Genomic DNA, 26,746 nt, shown 5'->3' with positions numbered 1-26,746 from the left:
TTCTTACTTCGTTAATAAGTCTCTATAGCTGCCGCAGCAGTTCCCCGAATGGCTCTGCAAAAGGCGAATGTTCTTCTTTTAACGTAACGACGCTGATCTGCAACGATACACCTGCAACCTCATGTACCTGAATGGGGAACAGTTCCTGATCCTGCACTTCCTTTTGCACTGTCAGACCTGGGAGAAACGCAATACCTGCTCCTTGCTTGACCAGCTTCTTCGCCGTTTCCGAATTATCAACGTGATATGTAATATCCGGCGGGTGTTCCAGCGAGTCAAAGGCCCGGTGAATGCGCAGCCAGTCCAGTGAACCACATTCAAAAAAGACCAGCTGCTCATTCCTGATCGCCTCCATGCTGACATGCCCGCGTTCAATAAATGGATGGCCTTTGTACACGTATAGCTGAATTGGATCTTCATAAAAAGCAACCGTACGGATCGCAGGATGCATGACCTTCCGCACAAAAGCAAGATCGATTTCCTGACCCAGCAGCTTGGCGACGAGTTGGTCCGTCGTCGCTGTAGTCAGTTTGATGTTCACCTCAGGGTAAGCTTCCTTGATTTTGGGCAGAAAGTCGGGAATGACATAGTTAGATACGGATACCGTACTGCCGAGTCGAAGTGCATCGGGCGTCGTACGGCGTTGCTGTATTTTCTGTCTGCCCTTCTGAATCACTTGCAGCACCTGCTGGGCGTAGGGAAGGAACTTTCTCCCCTCTTCCGTGAGCACAATCTGTTTGCCAAGACGGTCAAACAATTTGCAGCCGAGTTCACGTTCAAGGGACTGAATACGAGCGGTGACAGAAGGTTGGGACAAAAAGAGTACCTCGGCAGCCTTATTGAAGCTTCCGTAATGATTGATGTATACAAATGCTTCAATGTTCTCAATATTCATAAGCGCCCCCCGAATTACAAATTGAACGAAGAAGATTTACACTTGCCACTCCGATGACAGAACAACCTTCCGATCGCTGTTATCCCCAGATTTTTTTCGTTCCTTTTTAAAGGGGAAAATCCGGGGATAAAGGCGAACGCTCCGCTTCTTTAGGTTTTTTCTGTCCTCTACGTTCTTGTGTAAATGTGTAGTTCAATTTCTATATCTATTTATCCAATGAATTTACTTGGTTTTATGATATCGTAATACCATTCTTTTCCAGAGTCAATATCAATTCTTCCAGGGAACGATCCAATCTTGTAGTAATGTCCGCCGAAAGCACATATTTCCCGTCATCAAGTCGATCAATTCCCTGATCAACTGCGTATACTCCACCAAGAATATGTCTTCCGCCAAGTGCTGCCAGAACAGGCTTCAATGCATAATCGATGGCGAGCAGATGGGCAATCGAGCCGCCGATGACTAATGGAAGAGCCAGCTTGCCCCGCAGTCCTTCCTGTGGAATCAGATCCAGGAACAGCTTCAGCACGCCAGAGTATGATGCTTTGTATACCGGTGTTGCCACGATGACTGCATCCGCGGCTTCAACAACAGCGAGCGCATCCCGAATGAATGAGCTATCGAACTTGGCCTGCACCAAATCTTCCGCTGGCAGGTCGGCCACATGAATCACTTCAACGGTAATACCCGCCTCTTTTAATTTATTGCTGCTGTAATCCGTAAGGCCTGTCAGGCGCGAACGTTTGGAAGGCGATCCGGCAATAATAACGACATTTGACATCATGATTCCTCCTTGGAATAGCGGTCAAGCCGCTCCATTTACTTTGGGGTCCAACCGATCGCGAATATCGTCTCCAATCAGATTAACCGCCAGCACAAACATAGTAATCGCGAGCCCCGGGAAGGTACAGATCCACCAGGCAACCGTCAGATAACCTCTCCCTTGCGAGAGCAAAGCTCCCCAGTCGGGAATTTCCTTCAACACACCAAGTCCGAGAAAGCTGAGCCCGGAGCCTGTAAGAATGGATGTACCAACGCCCAGCGTCGCCATAACCAGCAACGGTGATAAGGAATGAGGCAGTACATGCTTCCAGAAAATACGGGCATTGGAGCCACCAAGTGAACGTGTAGCTGTAATAAAAGGCAAACCCTTAACGGAAATGACCTGCCCACGCATCACCCGCGCATACCCCGGAATGGAGGATACCGCAACAGCCAGTGCAATGTTTAGTAGTCCAGGCCCCAACGCTGCCGCGACGGACAATGCCAGTAAAACGCCTGGAACAGCCATCAGAATATCGACGGCCCGCATGGTGATGGTATCCAAAACACCTCCTGCATAGCCGGCAATAATGCCAAGGGCACTGCCCACAATACCACCCACCAGCACCGAGGCAAATCCAATCAGCAGTGAATCTCTGCTTCCATGCACAACCACACTGAAGATATCCCTGCCAAAATAATCGGTCCCAAACAGGTGCGCAGCAGAGGGAGCCTGCAGGATGGCATCCGTCATCATCTGAGTTGGATCATAAGGAGCAATCCATCCCGGCACGATTGCACAAGTGACGGTAAACACCACGACCAGCAAAGCTGCATAAAAGAATAAACGGGATACCGCGAATGAGACGCGGTGACGCAGGGGACGGCGACTCCAGAGGCGTAAACGCCCTGTTCTGGCCGTCCAACCTTTTTCGTCACCCACCAATGGTTTCATGCTCATAAGACTCCTCCTTCCTCACTATGCGTTCAGATGTTTCAGACTGTTCCATCCGTCCTCACGTTCGGACTGCACGCCTAACTCTGGGATCAATGTACACATAAGAGATATCCACCAGTAAATTCAACACGACATAGATAATTGCTGTGAAAAAGACTACGCCCTGCACAACAGGCAGGTCTTTGGCCATCAACGCATCCGCGATGATTCTGCCTATGCCCTGTCTGGAAAAGACCGTCTCCACCACGACGGTTCCTGCAAGCAGATCACCAATCAACATGCCGATGACCGTCACCGCAGGAATCAGCGCATTACGCAGCGCGTGACCGTACATGATGGTTCGCTGTGAAAGACCTTTTGCTCGCAATGCTACGATAAACGGCTCGTTTACCACTTCCAGCATGCTGTTACGCACCATACGTACGATGAAACCCGCACCGACGAGGCCTAGTGTTGCAGCAGGAAGCACCAATGAACTGAATCCGTCGGAGCCCATCGCCGGGAACCAGCCGAGCTGAACCGAGAACAACAGGATCAACAGAATGCCGGTCCAGAAGGTCGGCATGGAGATGCCAAACAATCCAACGAGCCGGGCGATGAAATCAATCACGCCATTACGATGAATGGCAGACAATACGCCGAGCGTAATACCAATGGTTATCGCTATGATTGAGCTGAGCGCGGTCAGCGCCAGTGTGGCAGGGAAATGTTCGAGTATTTTGGGCAGCACCGGGTCGGAATTGATCATTGATTTGCCGAAATCGCCGCGCAACATGTCTCCGAAATAGTTGGCAAACTGGATGTAAAACGGCTGATCCAGACCCAGCTGAACCCGCAGGTTCTGAATCATCTCGGGTGTTGCCGATGACGGGTCCAGCATAAGCAGGACCGGATCACCCGGCAGCAGATACATGATGCAGTACACCAACACCGAAGCTCCCAAAATAACCAGAAGCGATGTAGCAAGTCTTGTCAGTATCGTTTGAACCATACCGGGTCGTCTCCTTCCTGTCTGCATAATTGACGTTTCGTATTATGGCTGAATCCGAACATCGTTGAACAACGGATAACCGAGTGAATCAAACTTGATACCCTGTACCGATTTGGATGCAGCCACCGTATAAGGGAACACATAGATAGGCAAAATTACAGCCTGCTCGATCAGATATTGCTGAATCTGATTATAGATATCCACACGTTTATCCGGATCATTCTCCACCGCTCCCTGTTCGAGCAGTTTATCGATTTTCGGATCAGATAAACCGGATAAGGTCGGACGTTCACCTTCTGCACTCGTATGATAGAAGGCATAGAGCGCATTCGGATCAGAATTGACCTGGCTGTTGCCATAGAGATCATAATCCCAGTTCTGATAGATGACAGTTGCAACGTCCTTCGTAATTTCAACCTCAACAGCGATACCCACCTGCTTGAGCTGCTGCTGAATAATCGCTGCAATGTCGTTACGCTTCTCCCGGTTCGGCGAACCATCCACATAATGCAGGGTCAGCTTCTTGCCATCTTTTTCACGAATGCCATCTGCTCCCTTGATCCAACCTTGCTCATCAAGCAGCTGATTCGCCTTGTTGATATCAGGATTGATACTTCCTTCAAGAGAAGCATTATAACCGAGGATTCCCGGAGACAGTGCAGACCAAGCTCGTTCGTAGTTGCCCAGATACAATGTCTTCACGATGGATTCCACATCAACTGCAGATTGCACCGCCTGTCTGACTTTCACATCATCCCAAGGCGCTTTGCGCAGATTGAAGAAGAGCGTATATGGCAAACCAACGGTATTGGCCTGCAGCAATTGCTGGTTCGGATCGTTCTTCAACGCAGCAATATTTTGCGGCGGAACGGTCTCGGCGGCGAGTACCTGCTTACTCTGTACACTGCCGATGCGTGTTGCTTCTTCCGGTACAATTTTGAATGTAATCGTATCAATGTGAGGGGCACCTTCATTTTCAACGGTTGCGGGAGCCCAGTTGTAATCCTTGTTCTTGGCGACAACGATATCCGCATTTTCATCCCATTTCACAAAGGTATACGGACCGGTCCCCACCGGATTTTTACCCAGTTGATCCCCATATTTCTTGGCTGCTGCAGGTGATACGATTCCCAGCAGGGCCTGACTCAAGTTACCGAGAAAAGCTTGCGAAGGTTGTTCCAGATTCACCTTAATGGTGTATTCATCAATGACCTCCGAGGAGCTATAAGGTCTAATCAGGGCAAGGGAATTGGCGGCCTTGGTAGCCGGATCGATCACCCGATCCAGATTGAACTTCACGGCTTCCGCGTTAAATGGTGTGCCATCATGGAACTTCACATCTTCACGCAGTTTAAACGTATAACTTTTGCCATCCTCCGATACACTCCACTCCTTGGCAAGCCAAGGTTTGATGGAACCATCCGGCAACTGTACCACCAGATTGTCATAGATCGTTCGGATCGCACGTACAGTTACGGCAAGGCCACTGCGATGCGGGTCCAGCGTATCCGGCGATGTGGCGAGTGCGTAGGTCAGGTTTCCCCCTTCTGCTTGCCCAGCCGCCTGCTCCCCACCAGAAGCCTGAACTGCACCGTTCGAGTTACCTGCCGCTCCGCAACCGGATAATACCAGCACCAATACTGCCGCCAATGCCATATATTTCATCCATGAGATAGACCTGTTCATATAGCTTCCCCCTCTGTGTATACAGGTGTCATTGATTCATTGAATTAATGAATTATAGATTTTTTATCAACATAACCTATCCGTTAACTTGGTTTTAGGTCATCATTCGGCACCTTCCGCATATGCAATCCGAATATTTCATCCGGATACCTCATTCCTAGACTACAGTTTCTTAAGCCTCGGTTCCAACTTGCTCCCGAGCAGCCGTGTAACGATTCACGGGAATTTGCACACCGAGATTGCCACGCAATGTGTCATGCTCGTATTCGGTGCGATAGATGCCGCGCTCTTGCAGAATCGGAACAACCAGTTCCACAAAATCGGCCAATCCACTTGGTAGTTCGGAATGAATAATGAATCCATCCGCCGCTTCGGCTTCAAACCATTCCTGGATCTTGTCAGCCACCTGCTCCGGTGTGCCAAGGAATTTGCTCTTCGGTGTAGCTGCACGCAGGGCTACTTCACGCAGCGTCAACCCTTGCTCTTTGGCATCCCGCTTGATTTTGTCCGTACCACTGCGGAAACTGTTGCTTCCAATGCCATTCAATTCAGGGAATGGTTCATCCAGCGGATATTGGGAGAAGTCATGATGCTCGAAGAAACGTCCCAGGTAGTCCAGCGCTTTATCGATAGTGACCAGGCTGGCAATCTCCTGATATTTCTGTTCTGCTTCTTCTTCTGTCCGTCCAATGATTGGATTGATCCCTGGCAAAATGACGATATCCTGTGTGGAACGTCCGTAGGTTGTTGCGCGGGTTTTGACATCTTTGTAGAAGGCCTGTGCATCCTCAATTGAATCATGTCCTGTAAAAACAGCATCCGCTTCTTTGGCAGCAAGGGTCTTGCCATCTTCTGAAGAACCTGCCTGGAAAATAACCGGCTGCCCCTGCTTTGAACGTGCAATGTTAAGTGGACCCTGTACGGAGAAGAACTCTCCTTCATGATTGAGTGTGTGTAGCTTGGATGGATCGAAGAAAACGCCGCTTTCTTTGTCTCTTACAAAAGCATCGTCTTCCCACGAATCCCACAAGCCCTTAGTCACCTGCAAATATTCGGTTGCAATCCGGTAACGTTCCGGGTGGGTAGGATGGTTGCTTTTACTGTAGTTTTTGGCTGAGCCTTCAAGCGGGGATGTAACCACGTTCCAACCAGCGCGGCCATTACTGATCAGATCAAGGGAACCGAACTGTCTGGCAACTGTGAATGGATCACTATAGGAGGTGGAAAGTGTTCCAACCAGACCGATTCGTGACGTAATGGCGGCCAGGGCGGACAACAAGCTGATTGGCTCAAATCGATTCAAGAAGTGAGGTATGGATTTCTCGGTAATATAAAGACCGTCAGCGATAAAAACGAGATCGAATTTGCCTTCTTCTGCCTTCAACGTTTGGCGTTTGTAAAATTCAAAATTCACACTGGCATCCGATTGAATCTCCGGGTGTCTCCAAGTCGTCATGCTACCTCCGACACCGTGGACAATCGCTCCAAATTTCAAACTGCGCTGAGCCGTCATATTACATTCCGCCTTCCTTGGATTAGGATATATCAAGAAATTTCTAAAGTCCGATCTGATATGGATTACGAATGAAGAAAATTCAAAAGTTAACTATTCCTATGAGTTTGGTCAGCTTTAATTTCACAAATCTTATCACTGCCCCGCACATCGGTCAACAGCGTTGCTTATAGAACTTTTCTATATAAGGATTGGATATCTGAATAAGAGGATGGATTAGAGCTTATAAAAGTCCCCGACTGCTGCACACTGATATGTCAGCCTTTAGCAGCCGGAAACTGCTTTATCAAGAGATCCGCCACGTCCGGTCAGACTGCTGCTTCATCGGGCTGGGCGAGAAGTTCCACCAGTTTCTCCAGATCGGGCTCCAGCAATGCTTCATACTTGCCGTCTCCACCCACCTCAATGACAGGTACATGTCGAATGCCATATTTAGCTTCAAGCACGTCCCTCAGCACATCGTTGCCTTGCACTTCAATGTTCTCAAAAGGCTGGTTGCGGGCCGTTAGGAACGCCTTAACCTCCCCGCAGAAATGACAGCCTGTTTTGCTCCAGAGCACTACTTTTTTCGATGTAGAAGACATCGGCATACCTCCTGATTGATTCATTGTCAGATCAGGGATGGATCACCACCCAGACCATTAATTCCTATCTGTTAAATAAGAATTATGGCTATAAATGTACTCCTCACCTCTTCAAGCGTCAATGGATCTGCCAATAGAATAAACCTATAAGAGGATAGAAAGATTAAATTTTAAATTTGAAAAGAGCTCTGCAAGAGCCCCCATTATCCCTTAAACGCATCCCTAACCATGTTAAAAATGTTCGGAAGACGCTCTGGGAGTTTATACAAAATGCTCTTGTAAAAGTAATTTGCTAATCTCTCTATCGTTACATTTCGTGATTCGTGATATATGTACAGTTCGGATGCGGATAGATGTATAGCAATACGATACGCTGTACATCACATTCCGCATCAAGCTGTCGTGCCGATATACAAGGCAGCCGAACCCGGTCATTACAAATCTTCGTTCAAGAGCTGAGGAGGAGCAATAATGGGCCAGCCTTCTTCGATCGTACGCAATTGGTTCGCAGATACATGAACAATATGCCCGAATTGCACCCCCCACCGTTCCGCAGCATAAGGGGTTGCAAACCTCCTGCGTTTATTGCCACTAATCTGGTACCATGTATCCCTTTCATTCGTCGCGGCCACAATCATGCCTTCCTCCAGCGCATCCCGGTTGCTCTGAACGGGTTGGGCATGAACATGACTTCTTTCCAGGGGCCAGCCCTGTACCTCACCCGCAGATACCAGCGGCTCACCTGCGGGTACGCCGAGCAGATCCGGTTTCGAAACCAAAACAGGAGAAATGCCGCGTGGAACCGGGATATTCAGCTTACGTCGCTGTCCACGCATCAGTCGATAAACATCGCCCTTGATATCAGAGATGAAACAACCCTCCGGGTAAAAGTCCGTACTGCGTCTCAGCTTATGAGTTACATCGCTGCTGCCCTTAGTGGAAATGCGCTGTCGCAGGTCAGGGGTGTCTGTCTTGCCCAGGGGCGTCTTGTTCTCCTGCTGACTGGTCGACACCTTGGCACGCAGCGAGAGCCGGGAAGTATCGGCAACCAACGCATGGGGATCTCCCCATTTTTGAGTATAAAACTGTTCGTTATCCTTATTCACGACTTCATAATCCTGTTCTCCCAGCGCCTTCATGCTAACACTTCCGTAGTGATGTATGAAGGCATCCCCGGCTACCCCCAGCCTGTATCCCGCCAGCTTCGCCCGGATGATCCAGTCGTCATCTTCAAAATTGCCCACAGCGTAACCTTCATCAAGATAACCTACCCGCTCCAGCAATTCCCGTGAGAACAGCCAGCAAAATCCGACCAGTCTTTCGGTCTCCTGATGTTTCGTGGTATCCGGACGATTATGTCGGGCAGCAAAAGACCACATGTCCTCCACATCACTGTACGGGACTTCAATCTGCTGATCTCCGCCGATGTAATTCGTAACCGGACCCACAACTCCCATCTCGGGATGACTGTCAAGACAGGTCATCATGTTTTCCAGCCAGCCCGGGGTGACCAGTGTATCGTTGTTCAGCACGACGATATGTCGCCCCCTCGCCATCATCAGTCCATGATTGACACCGCCGGCAAAACCACGATTCTTATCGAGTGCAGCGACCCTTACCATGCCACCTTTGCGAAGCATGGCTTCCGCCGTGCCATCCTTGGATGCGTTATCCACAACAATAATTTCAAAGGGGGCCGGTGTATGCTTTTCAATACTGGACACACATTGCAGAACATATTCGCGCTGGTTATACGTCGGAATAATAATGCTTACGCCTTCGAATACCAGCCCGAATGAGCTTTCCCCCTGCCGTACGCCCTCATCATAGCCTCTATGGTAGCCCTGCTTATACAGTTTTGCGTTCTTGGCTGCCCGTTTACCTGAGCCTTGGCGTCTCATCTTCCCTCCACTCCGGCTTCGAGCTGCATGCAAAACAACGGTTTCGGATTGCGATGCTTTCCGCTGTCTTGAACTTCTGCCTGATGTGCTCATGTTGCTTCCTCCATTTCCCCTCGTCTGGATGCACGTTACGATGAACGTCGCACCAGACCGTCCATTAGAGATGAAGCTCTCCTGTAACCAATTTGTCAGCCAAATGTCCAAAATCTATGGCAACCCGCCCCAGCTCACCAGCGATTCGGCGGCATAGAATGACGGCCGGAATTCCCGCTGCTACAAGAGCGATATCGAACGAATGCTCCGCAGTTTGCTGCATCACCCTCGGGATATCCGCAACGCCCTCCACTGTACCTATGATGCCTGTCACTTGTACCCCGTGGCCGTTCAACAATGCCCCAAGCTCTGCAGCTTGGCTTCCAATCAGCAGCACCCGTCGCCCCTGTACTACAGGCAACAACAGACCCGAATGATGCAGGCTGTAGTTAATCGTGGAACTGGTCAGATTCAGACGGGACCAGTCAATGCCGAAATGGCGCAATACTGGAAATAAAAGTCCCTGAAAAGTAGGCGCACGCGAGATGGGGACACCGATCCAATCCGCGCCGCGAATGGCTTCCGCGAGCTCAGCGCGGATGTCCGGGGTGGAGCGTGGCACACCTGCATAAGGCAGAAACGGTGCCAGCTCCTGCACTTGCTCGCCTGGCAGCACCGTATCAGCTGCCAGGGTCAGCAGTTCGCCATCTCCGAGGCGAACGACAGACAGGGGGCGCTGCGCATCCAGCGCCCCCTGGATATGGACAGCCATCTCATGAGGGCTGGCCAGCCGGGTTAGGGTGGGCGCATATTGGCGGAATCCCGCCTCGATCAGATCTGCCGCCGCCACGGCAGGCAGAATATGATCAGGCGGGATGTGCTGCGCCACCAGCGCCTCCCCGCCCGTGAACACGCCGTCGCGGAAGCCCTCGGCGTAGCCGCTCTCGGGCGCTGCTGCCGGCTGCGCAGGCGCCATTGCCCTTGTGCTGCCAGCATGCGCGGCAGCGCTTTCCCGCCCCGCGGGAGCGACACCACCGTGTCGGTGTGTCGCTTGCGGCGGGGCGGGGCCAGCACCGCTGGCAGGCAGCGCCTTTGGCGTGCTGGCTTGCGGTGCTGGCCCGGGCGCACGCTGCGCAGCCGTGCGCTGTTTGGCGCGGGCGCCTGCGGCCCGCCCGCCCCGCGGCGCAGCATGCCCGCGGCCTGCCGCTGCGCGCTTGCCCTTTTTGGCTCGCGCCCCTTTACGGCCACGGCTCACGCCTGCACGCTCGCCTGATTTTACGCGGGTGCCTGCACTGCCTCGCCCTTCAGCTGTTTTTGCCCCTGTTTTGGTTCGTGCTCCTGCGCTACTACCACGTCTTGCACCGGTGCGCCCGCTGGCTTTGCCTTTCGGTTCTGCAAGAAGCTTGCGCTCTATTCCTGCGAGTTCCACATTCCCCTGCTTCGCGCCTTGGTTTCCCCATTCGTGATTCGAACTTGCTTTGGGCTGCACTCCCACAGATACGTACAAGGAGCCGGCATGACCGCCCAGTGTCTTCTTCCTGCCCAAGTCGCTGCGTTTTGCTACTCTCACGGCATTCCCTCCCTTGGCATGCACGAGGAGTGCCGCCGCTGCACAAAGCGCCGGAGCATTCTTCCGGCTCCGGCGCAGGTTGTTCTGCTCTCATGGGACCTCTCACAGCGGCAGCATCAGGCGCATATATTTTAGGGCAGTTGACCCTTCATGCGGATGGCTGCTTCCTGAAGCGATTGGAACGTCCCGGCATCACTCCAATATTTTTGCAAAATATCGTATTCCAGTCCTCCAGCTGCTGCATAATGATTGTTCACGTCCGTAATTTCGAGTTCGCCGCGTGCAGAAGGTGTAATGTTCTGAATGAGGTTGAATACATGGTCATCATACATATATATGCCAGTAACACAATAAGAGGTCTTGGGATCACTCGGTTTTTCCTCAATGTATGAGATTCGTTCCGGATGCTGTGGATCAAACACCGGCACCCCATACCGCCGTGCATCGTCCACTTCTTTGAGCAAGACACGAGCTGTACCCGCAGGCTGCTGCATATACTTATCCACAAAAGGCTTCAAATCGTCGCTAAACAGATTGTCTCCCAGCAGCACAACGAATTTCTCTCCAGGAAGGATAAACGATGTCGCCAGATCCAATGCTTCGGCAATCCCGCCTGCCTTTTCCTGAATCCGATACGTCAGCTTGACGCCATGATCTGCTCCACCACCCAAATACTCCGTGTATAACCCAGCGGAATGTTTGTTGATCACTATCAATATCTCTTCAATGCCTGCCTGGCGGAGTCTGTCGATGCCATACATAATCATCGGATGCTTGCCGACTGGAATCAGATGCTTGTTAATCAGCCGGGTGAGAGGATACAGTCGTGTTCCTGTTCCGCCAGCAAGAATTACACCTTTCATTCCACTATCCCTCCTTCATCGGATGTCTCAATATATTTAAGGGGATCGACATGCCATTTGTTGATAAAAATGGATCGATTGCGCTCAAGCAACTGTTTCCATGCTACAGGATCGGTCTTCAGGAAACTCGCGCTGCCGCGATGATGTACCAGGACATCCCCGCATACCAGCAAACGATACCCATTCTGGCAGGCCCTGTAGCAATAATCGTCATCTTCATAGTGTCCCGGCGAATAGACTTCGTCAAGCACACCAATGTCCTCCATCACACTTCGCCGCATGAGCATACATAAGCCGACAATTCGTCTGACTTCCTTCCATCTGGAAGAATCGACTATATTGTTGGCAGCAGCCAGTTCCTGAAAATGTACCATGTCCCGGAACTCAAGCTCTACCTGCTGGATACCACTTGCATAGTTGGTCACCGGACCTGTAATGCCAATGTTTGCTTCACTGTAGAGGGCTGCCCGCAGATTTTCGAGCCAGCGAATGGTAACTGTAACATCGTTATTCAGCAGCAATAGCTCATCACCACAGGCTGCACGTAGCCCGGCATTGCAAGCCGCCGGGAAACCCCGATTGTCCGGCAACCGAACAAAACGAATTCGTTCCCGTGCACAATACGCTGCTGTTCCGTCAACCGAACCATTATCCACAACGATGATTTCATAAGGTGTATGAGAATCGGTATATTTTCTAATGGCATCGATACACGGCTTCAGCAGTTCCAGCCCGTTGTACGTCGGAATAATAATACTCGTCAGTGTCATCTGGCGTTCCTCCTGTAGGCCACTTCAGCACGAGAAATGGATCGGGCTTGTGACTTATTGCCGCCCATATCCAGCCAGGTTGCAATCGCCTCCAGATGGTCGCCAATGATCAATCGGGCGACTTCGTTGCCGCTGCCCGTATTGGTGGAACGCAGGCGATTGGAACGAATGACATCCACTTGACTGGGTGCAGTCACTTTTAATCCATGCTGAATGGCTAGACTTTGCGCTTTGGGAGGAACGGCCAGCGCCTCCGGTTTTACGATCTGGATCATCTTACGTGAGAGGGCATGAGGTACAGCCGTCAACGAATTGGAACCCAGATCCGAACGATTAAGCACACGGTTGAGATATGCCTTGATCCGGCTCACTTCATCCTGGCGGGCAAATGGAGGCAACAGCGATGAAAGATTGTTCAGTGCCACATCATCTCCCCGGTCGACCGCATACAGAAACGGGGCGAGTTGCTCTGCCGGGACGACCATATCCCCATCCACAAAGAGAAGGGTCTCCGCCTCCGTCATTTTGGCCCCCAAGGCGCGGCCTACATCATGTCCCGCCCGGTCAGGTTCATAGACCAGCGTGATGCCAGACTGTTCAAGCACCTGTGTCAGACTGTTGTCCGTTGTTCCATTCAATACCACAACGATATCTGTCAGCGGTAAACGTTTCAGTTGTACAAGTACTTGCCCCAGCGTAAGTTCCTCATTGCAGGCACAGACGACTGCAGCGGCAGGTTTATTCAGGGCAAGTGGAATAATATTCAATGAGCGTCCCGCAGCTTGAGCATAACCCTGCATGAATGCTTTCCCTGCCTGCATTGCAGCAGAATAACTCCTTAGCTCCGCTGAGATCGCAGCCCCATGCTCCTGCCATGTTGAACGCGCATGTTGTTCAATTGATTGTTCATTTTCCAACGTCATGCGTCCTGTCCGTTGCCCTGCGCTGAATGCTTCATGCAATACGGACTTGTTCATTGCCGACCTGCTCGATGCTGAACTCTTTAGCGGCGATTTAGTCAGGCTCTTCCTGCCAATGGTTCTGGTTCTGTTCCTTGGTGTTCGTCTGCCTGCTGTCCGTTGACGACGGACACCCCCTGAACGCTCCTTCATTTCCTCACCTCCAGCATGCTGCATCTTTTGACGAGGTTTCTTTCTTGTTTTAGGCAACATGCTCACCTCGTCAGGCTACGAACACGCTGCAGATCGGAATGTCCTCCGCGTGGGCCAAGTGTATCGGTTATCCACCTGATCGCTGTCAGATGATCATTCCAGACCACTTGACTGAGCGGGTCAGGTCCGCTTCGTTTCTTGACTCGAACTGCGTTCATTTTGCCTACAGGCACATGATGGACGGCACGCACCTTCAACCCGTTGGTAACCGCCTTTGCATGTGCCAACGGTGGAATCTCCAGTGTGTCCGTCCCAATCACTTCAAGTGCCCTGCGACTTAATGCATGCGGAATGGCTGTCATGGAAGCCCCTTGCAGATCAGGTCTCGCGAGCATGCTGTTCAGCGCATGTTTGGCCTCTACCACAGGGTGAACAGGGATACGCGCCACCGGTCCGTTATAATCATTCAGCGCCACATCTGTCCCGTCCAGAACCGCTCGCACATAAGGCGCGAGATGTTCTGCCGGAATTGGAATGTCTGCATCCGTGAACAACAGCACCCTGCCACGAGCTGCCGCTGCACCGATTCTTCTTCCTCCATCATGTCCCAAAGCTTCGGCATAACGAAGCACCTGTGCCCCTGCCCTTTTTGCCGCTGCTGCCGTCCCATCCGTTGAACCATTCACAATAACAAGCACTTCAGCATCACGGCATATCCGCAGCGACTGACGCACGACTGCACCAATGGTTCGCTCTTCATTCATGGCAGGTATAATGACCGAAAGCAGTGGTTTATGCGAGTACGTCGAATCCTGTGCAAGTGTCTCTCTCATCGCATGCTCAGCTCCGAATGCTGGCAATTCCGTTTGCTCCACGGGTGGAATTACGTACTTGTAGGCCTTTGTACCCTTTTTGTAAGCAGATTTCAAACGACGCTTCTTTAATTGCGCTTTTCTTGGAGCCAGATTCGATTTGGCTGCATAAAAAGCTGTATTGCCGCGTTTTTGCAACACAGTCACCTCCCGGGTGTACATCATCGGCATGCAAAGGGAGTACACGTTATTCTATGTATTCATGGAGCAGTGGAAACGGCGTATGTCCTTGAACCGAGCAGGTTCTGTCTGCCACCCGGCTCAGTCAATCCATTTATTTAGACAGAATTCGTCAAAATATGCGAAATATGCTACGGCTCCCCTACTTCAGACACAATTTTAAAAAAAATTTAAAATTGCATCTTTTCCAAACTTTTACATTGTGATAATATACGTTGCAAGCAGTGGATTGACAAAAAAATCCTAACGAGGAACAAACGTTCCTTAGTAATCTTTTTTCATTCCTGTTAATTGACCTGGGGTTAATTATGCGTACAGAATGATACAAGAGGCTGTTTTTGCTCTGTTGCATGTACCTTGAGAGGAGTGATGCCGTTCAATACGTAGTTCAGGCTCTATTATGTGAACCCGGAACGAACACCCCGGCTCCGTAAGAACATCTTCTGCTTCGCAAGTGGACAAGACCCCTGGCTTCTGAAAGAGGAACCACAATGAACGATTAAGCCTCATGGCTGAACCGGATAAACGGTACTCCTTTGACACGCCCAACCACAGGCATACAGGCTCTGCCGACTTTGTTCCTTATCGTTTCTTGTCATATTCCACGTTTCAGATTCAGCCCCACACTCCGCGCTGCCCAAGTTGCAGACGGAACTCCAACCGAGATTGGCATAATTATGTATTTTCCAAAAAAATCATATTGAGAATGGGAGAGTTTACTATGAAATTTGCTAAAGTTATGCCAACAATTCTTGGAGGAGCTCTTTTGCTCGCTTCCGTATCTTCTGCTGCTGCAGCTCCATTGTCTGATCAGTCCATTCCATTGCAGGCCCCTTATGCCTCTGAGGAGGGTATCCAGTTGAACAGCGGTTCTGACGAAACAATCTTTAATTTCCTTGGACAACAGGAACAATTCCTGAATTCCGACGTGAAATCCCAACTCAAAATTATTAAAAGAACTACGGACACCTCTGGTGTAAGACACTTCCGCCTGAAGCAGTACATTAAGGGCATTCCAGTCTACGGTGCCGAGCAAACGATCCATCTAGACAAAACAGGCCAGGTTTCATCCGCACTCGGAGATCTCCCACCGGTTGAAGAACAAGCCATTCCTAATGACGGTGTCGCTGAAATCAGTGCAGAAGATGCGATCAAGATTGCATCGGAAGAAGCCACTTCCCGCGTTGGAGAGCTTGGCGAACCACAGAAAACCCCTGAAGCGGAACTAAACATTTACCACAACGAGGAAGATGACCAAACCTACCTTGTTTACATTACGGAAGTCAATGTGCTGGATCCCGCCCCATTACGTACCAAATATTTCGTGAATGCCGTTGACGGCAGTATCGTATCTCAATATGACCTCATCAACTTCGCAACAGGAACAGGTACAGGTGTACTTGGTGATACCAAAACCCTTACAACCACCCAATCCGGCAGTACCTTCCAACTGAAAGATACCACTCGCGGCAATGGGATTGAAACTTACACTGCAAACAATGGTTCCTCCATTCCAGGTGCACTCCTGACAGATTCCGATAACGTATGGACTGATCGTGCAGGCGTAGATGCCCACGCCCATGCTGCTGCCACGTATGATTTCTACAAAAACAAATTCAACCGCAACGGTATTAATGGCAACGGTTTGCTCATTAAATCCACTGTGCATTATGGCTCTAACTACAATAATGCATTCTGGAACGGAGTACAGATTGTATTTGGTGACGGTGATGGAACGACTTTCCGTTCACTATCTGGTGATCTGGATGTAGTAGGCCACGAATTGACTCACGGTGTCATTGAGTATACAGCCAATCTGGAGTACCGCAATGAGCCAGGTGCATTAAATGAAGCCTTCGCTGATATTTTCGGAAATACGATCCAAAGCAAAAACTGGTTGCTTGGCGACGATGTCTACACCCCTAACATTGCAGGTGATGCACTGCGCTCCCTATCCAACCCTACATTGTATGGACAACCTGACAAATACGCTGACCGTTATACTGGAACAGCGGACAACGGAGGCGTTCATACCAACAGCGGTATCATTAACAAAGCGTACTATCTTGCAGCCCAAGGCGGCACACATAATGGTGTGACAGTAACAGGAATCGGGCGTGATAAAGCCATTCAGATTTTCTACAGCACACTCGTGAACTATCTGACACCTACATCCAAATTTGCTGCTGCCAAAACAGCGACAATCCAAGCAGCCAAAGATCTGTACGGAGCGACTTCTGCTGAAGCTACTGCAATTACCAAAGCTTATCAAGCTGTAGGACTGTAAGAATCATTCGTTATTGAACTCATATTAAATCGTTCAGGCACCCCTCATCGTCCGAACGGAGCAAGCTTATATATGAAAAAAAGCGGTGTCCCGGACATATCCGGGAACCGCTTTTGTCTATTTAAACATGTGAAATCATTCGTCTACAGATGTCTTGAATGAGGACACATGATCTCGCACTCTTACACGGAAGGCCCAGCGGCAATCCATGACAACAATCCATAGGTGTGTGTGGAGCCCGTAGTTCGTGACACTTCCAGTACGGCTTCATCCTCACTCTGGGAGAGGAGCGACACCTGGAATCCCCGATCATTACACATGGCTACAATCACATAATGCTCCGATATAAACGACTCCTCAAAGGCTACCGTTACTTCCACGCACTGTTCATCCTCAGGCAATATAAAGGCCTCCATACCGAACTGCTGCACCACAGGTTGACGGCCGACACTTCGTACGGGCTGGAATGACAGGTGTTCAGGACCCACAGCTCCATGCTGCAACTGGCTGCTTCCAACAGCTCCATCACTCAAATGCTCCTGCTTAACTGCCTGCTCCCTCAGCTTGAACTCCTTAATTCCATCGATCTCATGTGAAAATTCAGGCTGTGGTAGCGGTAGCTGTGGCTGGACCGTGCCAGCTGTCGTCAATGAATCTCCAAACTGGTTAGCTTGCGATGGATGCTCTTGTTGTTGCCCCAGCTCCTGACCCGACGTCTGGATAAACTGCGTTTCCTTCAGATCGACACTTGAGGGTTCCACGACAATTGCCGGCTGTGATGGCGGTACTGCCTCATTTTCTGTTTGAAGCAATCCCTCTTGTCTTTTGATAGCTGCCAGTTGTTCCAGCGTTTCTCCACTGAACTGACGAATCGCATTCCATATCTCTTCGCTCAAATGCGCCGGACCTACAATCCCCGCATTCAAATGATTAGAGGTAATACTCTGCTCACTCAGTTTGCTGCCGTTCACGCTGCCATCGGCCAATTTGGCACTTGTGACGGACCCATTCTGTAGATGGATCCCGCTTACTGCTTCCTCTTCCAGATGGGTTGTGCGAATACTGCGTTCCTGAATATGATCAGCAAGAATCGTTCCATCCTGAATATGCCGAGATTGCACACTTTTGTCTGCTATGTGGATAGCCGATACCGCACCTTCAAGCAATTTATTACCGTTTACACTGCCGTCAGCCATTTTGGCACTTGTTATGGAACCATTGTGCAGATGAATCGAACTGACCGATTCCGCTTTGAGGTGGGAGATTCCAATGCTTCGCTCTTGAATATGGTCAGCATGGATGGCTCTCTCTTGGATATGACTGGATTGCACACTTCCATTGGCAATATGGACATCCGACACCGCATCTTCAAGCAGTTTGCTGCTGCTCACACTGCCATCGGCCAGTTTGGCACTCGTTACGGACCCATTTTGCAGATGAACCGCACTTATTACTTCCTCCTCCAGATGGGACGTACCAATGCTATGCTCCTGAATATGATCAGCAAGGATCGCTCCTGCCTGGATATGGCGAGTTTGCACACTTTCCGACGCGATATGGCTCCCCAATACAGCATCTTCGAGCAATTTGCTGCCGCTAATGCTACCGTCAGCTAATTTAGCACTCGTTACGGACCCATTTTGCAGATGAACCGCACTTACTGCTTCCTCTTCCAGATGGGTTGTGCCTATGCTTCGCTCCTGAATATGATCAGCTTGAATGGCTCCTGCCTGAATATGCTCGGATTGCACACTTTCCGAGGCGATATGAATCCCGGATACCGTACCTTCGAGTAACTTGCTGCCGGTTATACTGCTATCCGCCAGTTTGGCACTCGTTACAGATCCATTTTGCAAATGAATGGCACTTACCGATTCCTCTTCCAAATGTGCTGTGCCGATGCTCCGCTCTTGAATATGATTAGCAAGGATTGTTCCCTCTTGAATATGACGGGATTGCACACTATCGTCTGCAATGTGGATATCCGATACTGCTCCTTCAAGTAGCTTGCTGCCGGTTACACTGCCGTCGGCCAACTTGGTACTTGTTACAGATCCATTTTGCAGATGAATGGCACTTACTGCTTCCTGTTCCAAGTGAAGCATGCCAATGCTGTGCTCCTGAATATGGTCAGCAAAGATTACTCCTGCCTGGATATGGCGGGATTGCACACTTTCAGAGGCGATATGGATTCCCGACACCGCATCTTCGATCAACTTGCTGCCGGTTACACTGCCGTCGGCCAGTTTGGCACTGATGACAGACCCATTTTGCAGGTGAATCGCACTTACTGCTTCCTCCTCCAGATGGGTTGTGCCGATGCTCCGCTCCTGAATATGGTCAGCATGAATGGCGTCTGCCTGAATATGCTCGGATTGCACGCTTTCGGACGCAATATGAATCCCCGATACGGTTCCTTCAAGCAATTTGCTGCCGTTTATACTGCCATCCGCCAGTTTGGCACTTGTTACAGATCCATTTTGCAAATGAACCGCACTTACAGACTCCTCATCCAGATGAACTGAGCCAATACTGCACTCTTGAATATGATCAGCAAGGATTGCTCCTTCTTGGATATGACGGGTCTGCACACTTTCATTGGCAATGTGAGTAGCCGATACGGTTCCTGCGGCTAATTTACTGCCATCCACACTACCAGTTGCTAGTTTGGAGCGTGTTACAGATTCATCCTGCAATATAATCGTACTTACCGCTTCTTCTTCCAGATGAGACGTTCCGATGCTGCGTTCATGGATATGATGAGGAAGAATTTCACCATCTTGAATATGACGGGAATGCACAGCTCCTTGCTGCAGGTGAACAGCACTTGTCGACTCTGCCTGAAGATGCAAACCACTAATTAAACCTGGCTGAAGATGAGCCGCTGTAATGGATAAAGGTGCCAGATGGTCTGTTTCAACAGATCCAGGTGCCAAGTGATGCGATGTGACCACCTGTTCAGCAATATGCTCCTCATGAATGATGTCTGCCTTCAGATGCTGTGAGCTCACTACTTGAGTTCCCAAATGGTCAGATTTCACGCTGCCTTCAGCCAGATGGACAGATTGTACAACGGATGGCTGCAAGTGCTCGCTACCTACAGCAGCCTGTTGTAGTTCTGTCCCCGATACCGAGTCTGCTGTCAAATGGTCCCCACTTATGGAGCCATGCCGAAGTTTGTTGCCGGTAATACTGCCATCAGCGAATAATTCCGGCGAGCGTATTTCTTCCGACAAATGTTCCAAGGAAACGGCATGCTGCTTCAGGTGATATCCGCGAATGGTTCCTGATGGAATATGTTTGGCGTTAATGCTCTCTGCCATAATCTTGGAAGAAGTCACGCTGCCGTCTGCCAGTTTAGCTGACGTGACAGCAAAATCCGCCAGTTTATCTGTGGCAACACTCTCTGGTGAAAGCTTGGGGGAGGTAACCGCATGATCTGTTAGATGAGGCGGAAAAATGGACCCGCCAGCCAGCTGGGCTGAAGTTACACTATCAATAGCCAATTTATCTGTTGTGACCGCGGCCCGTGCAATCGCATCCGTTTCAACACTGCCTGGCTGAAGATGAGGTACACCTACGGCATGTTCTGTCAGATGTTCCGATTTCACTGCATAAGGTCTCAGGGCCTCGGAACCCACGCTGCCTGGAGCCAGATGTGTACCTGTGACTCCACCACTCGCAAGATGCGAGGATATAACACTTCCCGGGGCAAGCGCTCTGCTACTCACCGATGCCGTTCCAAGCTTTTCTGTTGTCACACTTCCATCCGCGAGTTTAACGTCTGTAACGGCAGCATCCTGCAATTCATACGTACCCACGGCCGACTCTGCAAGATGCCGCTCACACACCACGTCGTCTGCGAGAGCATCTCCGGACACACTTGCGGTAGATAGATGAGTTGCCTCGATGCTCCCACTTGCAATGTGAATGGAGTGAATTGCGGAATTGTCCACATGTACCGGTGTAATTCCCCGATTCGCAATGTGTTCCGCACGAATGGACCCTTTGGCAAGATGTTTACCTTGTACGGCTTCATCCGCAATTTTGGAAGAAATGACGCTCTGATCAGAGATCTTGGATGCCGTAATGGACTGCTCCAGCAATTTTGCTGTTCCCACAGACTGGTCTGCCAGTTTGCTGCTGGTTACTGCACCTTCCGTCAAATGCTCACTGCCCACTTCTCCATTGCCAATCTGCTCCTTGCCAACGGAATGAGCGCGAATCTGGCTTGATCCGATTGAACCGTCCAAGAGATGTCTTCCACTTAGTGAACCCTCAGCTAAATGTCTTGTTTGTATGGACCCATCCTCTATCTGGTCACTTCCAATACTGCCATTTAATAGTTGTGAACGACCGACAGACCCTTCTGCCAGATGTGTCTGTTTAACAGCACCTGCCTGAATATGGTGAGACTCGATGGATAGTTCTTCGATTTTGCTGCCTGTGACAGCAGCTTCCCGAATTTTGGATGTAGTCACTGCATCGTCAGCCAGTTTGGAGGTATTCACAGCTCCCCCCGTGAGATGTCTTGTATCCACCCCGCTAATCGCAATCTTGTCTCCAGTTACGGCATGATTCTTGATTAATTCTTCCGTTACCAGCATGCGGCTGAGATGTCTTGTGCCGATGGAACCGTCGGCAATTTTGGCCGAATCGATGACCTGGTTGCCAAGCTTCTGAGAAGTAATGCTGCCATCTCTGATTTTCTCACCTGCAATAGAAGCATTTCGTATTTTATGACCAGACACAGAGCCGTCAATCAGGTGCTCCTCAGATACAGACGCTTCCGCAAGTTTCGCTGAAACAATGGCCCCGTCTGCTATGTGAATGCTGGTCACCGCATAATCCTGCAATGCTTCACTGCCGACCGCATCCGGTTTCAGCTTGGAGGCATCCACAGAGAAAGGAGCCAGTTTGCTCTCCGTAACAGCAAATTCACTCAAGTCGTCCGTGTAGATATAGTGTCCGGTATGACCAGGCATCTGGTTCTGGTTCAGGATCTGCAACCGGTCCCTGCTTGCTGTTTCTTGCTTGTTGATACCCAGCTCTTCTTCCAGAACAAGCGGAGCCACGCTGCTAACCTGAATCTGCTTTTCCAGGATATCTTGCGTCTCGACGACTTTCTCGCTATCAGACTCTACGGGTTCCGGTTTGATGGCTTTGGTTACGATCTCCAGGTCTTCCAGCTCGTTCGTTGAAGCAGGTAGCTCCATTGATTCGGATAGGAATTCTTCTGATGCCTGAATGGCCTTCGAATTCCGTTTATTTGTATTCAAGCGTTCTTCCCTATTCGAAGTGAAACCTGAGTCCATTGTGTCTGACCGTCGATTGGTCAGATCCAGTTCCTTAAATTTAGGACTCACATGCCGCAGTTTTGGCGTAGGAACCTTCTTATTGCCTTTTTTACTCATGCAGCTAGCTCCTTCCTCTAACGTTCGTCTCCGGCATCATATGCGTCAGTATGGGCATCTGCCACTGTAATTCATGACTTTAGTGGGTTGCATTTCATCTCTGCACAAGCTTCAAGGTATGAATGATCGAGCTGTCCCTATTGAAATAGGCTGTACCCGTTCACTTATGTAAGGCGGCTGTCCACGCCCCTGCTCCCGAGATGTCATACGATATCATGTAAGCCATTTGCATAAATCCATATGATGCAAAGGAGCTGCTAGGAGAACTCGTTGATGCATATCGAAGCATCATGAATCCGGTCTGCGTTATCGTGATGTCAGAGCCATGCGGTGACAGGCCGGCATTCCATGGATGGACGATCCATGGTCGCGATAACATTGAAGGAGGAACGGTCATGCTACAAGAAACGATCGGTATTCTGTTCGATTCACGCATGTACCGGGGGATACCGGCTGGAAGGACGGGTCAGGAATCACTCGCGAATGTTGAACAGGCAGCGGCCTGTTATGGATTAACTCCTTGTTTTTTGCGGCTGGAAGACGTGGATTCGGACAACAAAACCTGTATGGCTTATGTAAAAAAAGAGGGTATATACGTTCGTCAAAGGATGCCATTGCCCTCCGTTATTCATAACCGGGCTCTCCAGCTTCGCCGTTCGGAGCAGCATCAGGTGACCAAACTGCTGTTGCAGGGCATACAGGTATACAATGTACGCAATCGATACCGCAAAGACCACATTCACGAGATGCTTTATCAGGACCCCGGTCTCAGGCAACATCTCCCCCGTGCGGTCAAAGCTACACCTGATTCTTTGGCATATATGATGGAACATTACGATGATCTGGTGATCAAGCCATGCAGCGGAAGCATCGGTCACGGCATTATGCGGATATTCCAAAAGGACGGTCAATGGAAACTGACATGTGAGACAAGGACTTCACGCAAGGGATGGGCCACTTTTCGACTGAATAAGGGACAACTGCCATCAGCCACACTGCGCCGTATTTTCCGGCATGCCTATCTCATTGAAGAGCGCATACCTCTGGTTCGTTTTGAGGGAAGACCTGTAGATCTGCGGGTATCCGTGCAACGAGGAAGTGACGGTTTGTGGGCGATCACAGGCATATTCGCCAAGGTGGCTCCGGCGCATACGTTTGTCACGAATATCGCCCAAGGCAGCAAAGTCATGACGCTGGCTGAAGCTCTTGACTTGCAGGCAACCGACTGGCATGCACTTGAACTGGAGGCCAGAATCCGGTCTGTCGGGCTCCGAATCGCACGGACGCTGGCTTCGAGCCTGCCTCATCTTGCGGACCTCGGACTTGATTTGGGGATCACAGAGAAGGGCCAGATTTATTTTATCGAATGCAACGGAAGGGATCAGCGCTACGGTTTCCGCAAGGCCGGAATGACGGAGACTTGGAAAGCCAGCTACCGGCAGCCGATGGCTTACGGACGTCTGCTGCTGGAGCAGAATTCGCGCATACCAAGGCAGCCCCAGACGTATGATCGTGGCCTATATTGATTTCGTGGGCATTCTGTGTCAATATTATGCAGAACGGCCGGCCCTGCCGGCCTTGAAGTTCGCACTAACCCTAAGGGGGATATTCATGGCAAAAACGCTGTTGCGGTTAATGACCGAGCTTTCTTCTCGCAAATGGATCTCCCGGACTGTGGGAGCCTTCTCCAAGAGCCGGGGAAGCAAGGCATTTATCCCTTATTTTGTCCGGACCTACGACATCCCTGTTCAGGAAGCTGAGAAAGACTGGAAGGAATATCGTTCTTTGAATGATTTCTTTACCCGTAAACTTAAACCGGGCATGCGCCCGCTTGAACTTTCAGAACATGCACTGATCAGTCCGGTCGATGCCAAAATCACGGCAGCCGGTCCTGTATCTGCTGGAACGCTCCTGAATGTTAAGGGACAAAATTATACACTTGCTGAATTATTAAACCACTCACCACATCTGGAGAAGTACAAGCACGGTTATGCCTTTGTCCTGTATCTCAGCCCACGCGACTATCACCGCATTCATGCTCCTGTTAGCGGTCGCCGCATTGAGAGTGAACATATTAAGGGCAAGGTTTATCCCGTAAATGATTTTGGTCTGACCCATATGAAATCGGTGCTGAGTCGGAACGAACGGCTCATTACGTATATTGCTCATGATTATGGAGAAGTTGCTGTCGTGAAAGTAGGCGCAATGAATGTGAGCAGCATACAGTACGCTGGTGCGGATGTAAGTTCATGGGCACAAGGCGATGATCTCGCATATTTTGAATTCGGTTCCACCGTCGTACTGTTAACACAGAGCGGTACATTCGAACCGGACCCAGGCTTGCAGCCTGGCGACTCCGTCAAAATGGGAGAATTGCTCGGTCGGTTAAAACCAATCCATTGAGCAATACGCAGATGATTCCTGAATAACAGGAGTCATCTTTTTTAATTTCTGATCTCAAGAAACAGATTACACAGAACTTTGGCCTATATAAAAAAATAAATATAAAAAGGTACTCACAGCCGGAACACCTTTTAAGGGTAAAGTGTCCAGGCTATGAGTACCTTTTGCCGATCAGAGAATCCGATTATCCGCTTCAGAGCTATGTAGAAGTCAGGATGATTACCGTTCCCATTCCATGTATACATGCAATACGAAGCTAAGCTTCGTCATATTGGTTTTCTGACCATTCCTTAAAACCATACGTCCTGCATTTCCTCTGCCGGTTTGGAGCGGCGCAGGCGGTTCCGGAAAATATTAAAGCCCCTGATAGAGCATCCCCGGTTGCGGACCCGACGTTTTCCGTTCATCACAAGTTCCCCCTTTCGATCGTCTGGAATGCTACATACTTACCCCTGCTTCCCAGAATTGAAACGTTACCATATTCTACCGGCCAGAGAGGCCCTAACGAATCTCGGACGGACTTTTGCCGGTATACTGCTTGAACTGACGACTGAAGAAAAAGATATCGCGGTACCCCAGGGCATCTGCCACTTCGGTCACATTCATGCCGGTATGCACCAACAGATGCTCAGCCCGCTCAATGCGCATGCGGATGATATAGGATTGCACGGACGAACCAATCAATTCCTTGAACTTGATCGAGAAGTATCGCGGCGATAATCCAGCCCTTGCAGCAAGATCTTCCACGCGATGTGTTATCCCCGGATGCTGACGGACATAGTTAGCAACCTCCTGGATGACATCGGACAACTGGTTGCTTACCTTTTTCTCCACAGGAGCTTCCGTGTCCGCGCGCAGCAAATGAATCATCAGCTGTTTCAGAATCAGTCGGCTCTCTTCATCCCGCCCATATACATCGGATAGGAACAGTCTTACATAACGAGCCAGCAAGTGCTCGAATTCCACCGTTTCCAGTACCTCACGATAGGACTGGGGAACATCATTAACGGGTATATCTACATCAAAATGAATATACGTTAGTACCAACGGTTTTTGCTTATTATGTGTTGCAGTAGGATGATCGCCTGGCCTGAACAGAAAACAACTACCCTTGCCAACTTCATACGATCGGTCATTCAGCACAACGGTCCCTTCACCACTCCATACATAAAATAAGTCATAGTTTTGCATCGGTTTTTCCCGCTTCTGCCACTTCCATCCCGGTTCGCAGACAATTTTGGCGACGGCGGGCAAAATAACAAAAGATGACGGCGATGCCTGCAGCATGTCGCCACTCCCCCTTGAAAGTTAATCTCTTTTGCATACTGCATCAAAAATGATGCGATATGTGTTTATATATTTCTGCTCCTGCTGGAGCGAAACGTCTTATTCCATTATACAGCGGAATTCACCGAAACGAAAATGTGCACTTCTCCCATGCTAACCGCATTCGCCTTATCCCCTCTTCAATCTCCTCTTTCTCCAGATGTGCAAAGCCAAAACACACAGCCGGCGGACCTGGAGTCAGCCAATAACGAACCGCATCACGGAATACGACACCTTCTTCCTGAGCCAGTGCCTTGAACCGCTCGTAACTGTCAATATCCCCTTTCCACGTAGCATAAATATGCAATCCAGCATCCCCAGGCTGCATGATGAAAGGTTCCGGTAATTCCCGCTTCATCTCACTGACAAAAAAAGCATGCCGTTCCCCATAGAGACGGGTTAACCGTCTTAGATGGCGCAAATACCCTCCTCGGGCCATAAACTTCGCAAGTGCACGCTGCTCCAGAAGGGCAGGAGGTACGGGTTCGTACAGTGCTTTTGCAGCGATCAGTGGCTGCACCAGACTGGGTGGCAGAACCGCGTAACCAAGCCGGAAGGATGCAACCATCGTTTGTGAGAACGATCCGACATAAATGACCCGTTGTTCACGATCGAGTACTTTGAGC

General features: G+C 50.1%; 18 protein-coding genes and 1 pseudogene. 3 read left to right on the top strand and 16 right to left on the bottom strand.

Annotation, left to right across the window (positions count from 1 at the left end):
* Nucleotides 1-22 precede the first annotated feature (22 nt).
* The 13 genes from gpAD87_RS00870 to gpAD87_RS00810 all read right to left on the bottom strand — a co-directional run bounded on the left by gpAD87_RS00870 (nt 23) and on the right by gpAD87_RS00810 (nt 14,651).
* Nucleotides 23-895 (bottom strand): LysR family transcriptional regulator, encoded by an 873-nt coding sequence (locus tag gpAD87_RS00870; RefSeq protein ID WP_063566647.1) that lies wholly within the window; start codon nt 893-895, stop codon nt 23-25.
* 232 nt (nt 896-1,127) lie between these two features.
* Nucleotides 1,128-1,676 (bottom strand): NADPH-dependent FMN reductase, encoded by a 549-nt coding sequence (gene ssuE, locus gpAD87_RS00865; protein ID WP_064635753.1) that lies wholly within the window; start codon nt 1,674-1,676, stop codon nt 1,128-1,130.
* Nucleotides 1,677-1,700: 24 nt separating this feature from the next.
* On the bottom strand, nt 1,701-2,618 hold the full coding sequence (locus tag gpAD87_RS00860; protein WP_064635752.1) for an ABC transporter permease: 918 nt from the start codon (nt 2,616-2,618) through the stop codon (nt 1,701-1,703).
* Nucleotides 2,619-2,673: 55 nt separating this feature from the next.
* Nucleotides 2,674-3,606 carry an ABC transporter permease gene (locus gpAD87_RS00855; RefSeq protein ID WP_064635751.1) on the bottom strand — a complete coding sequence of 311 codons (933 nt, stop codon included), beginning with the start codon at nt 3,604-3,606 and terminating at the stop codon, nt 2,674-2,676.
* A gap of 42 nt (nt 3,607-3,648) precedes the next feature.
* Nucleotides 3,649-5,292: an ABC transporter substrate-binding protein gene (locus gpAD87_RS00850; RefSeq protein WP_064635750.1), complete on the bottom strand. Its 1,644-nt coding sequence runs from the start codon at nt 5,290-5,292 to the stop codon at nt 3,649-3,651.
* Nucleotides 5,293-5,464: 172 nt separating this feature from the next.
* Entirely contained in the window at nt 5,465-6,805 is a 1,341-nt protein-coding gene (locus gpAD87_RS00845; protein WP_064635749.1) for an LLM class flavin-dependent oxidoreductase, read from the bottom strand.
* Between the two features lie 308 nt (nt 6,806-7,113).
* Nucleotides 7,114-7,389 (bottom strand): glutaredoxin family protein, encoded by a 276-nt coding sequence (locus tag gpAD87_RS00840; RefSeq protein WP_064635748.1) that lies wholly within the window; start codon nt 7,387-7,389, stop codon nt 7,114-7,116.
* 434 nt (nt 7,390-7,823) lie between these two features.
* Nucleotides 7,824-9,383 (bottom strand): glycosyltransferase family 2 protein, encoded by a 1,560-nt coding sequence (locus tag gpAD87_RS00835; protein ID WP_082934959.1) that lies wholly within the window; start codon nt 9,381-9,383, stop codon nt 7,824-7,826.
* A 64-nt stretch (nt 9,384-9,447) separates the two neighbouring features.
* On the bottom strand, nt 9,448-10,299 hold the full coding sequence (locus gpAD87_RS00830; protein WP_064640687.1) for a GT-D fold domain-containing protein: 852 nt from the start codon (nt 10,297-10,299) through the stop codon (nt 9,448-9,450).
* A gap of 725 nt (nt 10,300-11,024) precedes the next feature.
* A complete protein-coding gene (locus gpAD87_RS00825; protein WP_064635747.1) occupies nt 11,025-11,756 on the bottom strand; it encodes a sugar phosphate nucleotidyltransferase in 732 nt (243 codons plus the stop codon).
* Complete coding sequence (locus tag gpAD87_RS00820; protein WP_064635746.1) at nt 11,753-12,526, bottom strand: glycosyltransferase family 2 protein; 774 nt, start codon at nt 12,524-12,526, stop codon at nt 11,753-11,755. The genes gpAD87_RS00825 and gpAD87_RS00820 overlap by 4 nt, the downstream gene beginning before the upstream one ends.
* Nucleotides 12,523-13,638 (bottom strand): glycosyltransferase family A protein, encoded by a 1,116-nt coding sequence (locus tag gpAD87_RS00815; protein WP_231952397.1) that lies wholly within the window; start codon nt 13,636-13,638, stop codon nt 12,523-12,525. Before gpAD87_RS00815 ends, gpAD87_RS00820 begins: the two co-directional genes overlap by 4 nt.
* A gap of 62 nt (nt 13,639-13,700) precedes the next feature.
* The gene (locus gpAD87_RS00810; protein WP_231952396.1) at nt 13,701-14,651 is read right to left on the bottom strand and encodes a glycosyltransferase family 2 protein; all 951 of its coding nucleotides are present in this window, start codon (nt 14,649-14,651) and stop codon (nt 13,701-13,703) included.
* 760 nt (nt 14,652-15,411) lie between these two features.
* Between gpAD87_RS00810 and gpAD87_RS00805 the strand changes: the two genes are divergently transcribed.
* A complete protein-coding gene (locus tag gpAD87_RS00805; RefSeq protein WP_064635744.1) occupies nt 15,412-16,977 on the top strand; it encodes a M4 family metallopeptidase in 1,566 nt (521 codons plus the stop codon).
* Between the two features lie 182 nt (nt 16,978-17,159).
* On the opposite strand, the gene gpAD87_RS00800 is transcribed toward gpAD87_RS00805, so the two are convergent.
* Nucleotides 17,160-22,391: a WIAG-tail domain gene (locus tag gpAD87_RS00800; protein WP_064635743.1), complete on the bottom strand. Its 5,232-nt coding sequence runs from the start codon at nt 22,389-22,391 to the stop codon at nt 17,160-17,162.
* A gap of 395 nt (nt 22,392-22,786) precedes the next feature.
* Between gpAD87_RS00800 and gpAD87_RS00795 the strand changes: the two genes are divergently transcribed.
* Both gpAD87_RS00795 and asd read left to right on the top strand, forming a co-directional pair.
* Nucleotides 22,787-23,917, top strand: a complete 1,131-nt coding sequence (locus gpAD87_RS00795; protein WP_064635742.1) for a YheC/YheD family endospore coat-associated protein — start codon at nt 22,787-22,789, stop codon at nt 23,915-23,917.
* A gap of 85 nt (nt 23,918-24,002) precedes the next feature.
* On the top strand, nt 24,003-24,794 hold the full coding sequence (gene asd, locus gpAD87_RS00790) for an archaetidylserine decarboxylase (RefSeq protein ID WP_063566074.1): 792 nt from the start codon (nt 24,003-24,005) through the stop codon (nt 24,792-24,794).
* Nucleotides 24,795-25,295: 501 nt separating this feature from the next.
* Here asd and gpAD87_RS00785 read toward each other — a convergent pair.
* On the bottom strand, nt 25,296-26,081 hold the full coding sequence (locus gpAD87_RS00785; protein ID WP_053783204.1) for a helix-turn-helix domain-containing protein: 786 nt from the start codon (nt 26,079-26,081) through the stop codon (nt 25,296-25,298).
* Nucleotides 26,082-26,202: 121 nt separating this feature from the next.
* Nucleotides 26,203-26,746 (bottom strand): annotated as a pseudogene (locus gpAD87_RS00780) (PLP-dependent aminotransferase family protein); the annotation flags it as partial.

It is taken from the genome of Paenibacillus sp. AD87, from assembly GCF_001659845.1.
In the GTDB taxonomy this organism is placed as follows: domain Bacteria; phylum Bacillota; class Bacilli; order Paenibacillales; family Paenibacillaceae; genus Paenibacillus; species Paenibacillus marchantiae.
Note: the sequence above shows the minus strand (reverse complement) of the source record. Positions and strands in the feature narration are given on the sequence as shown.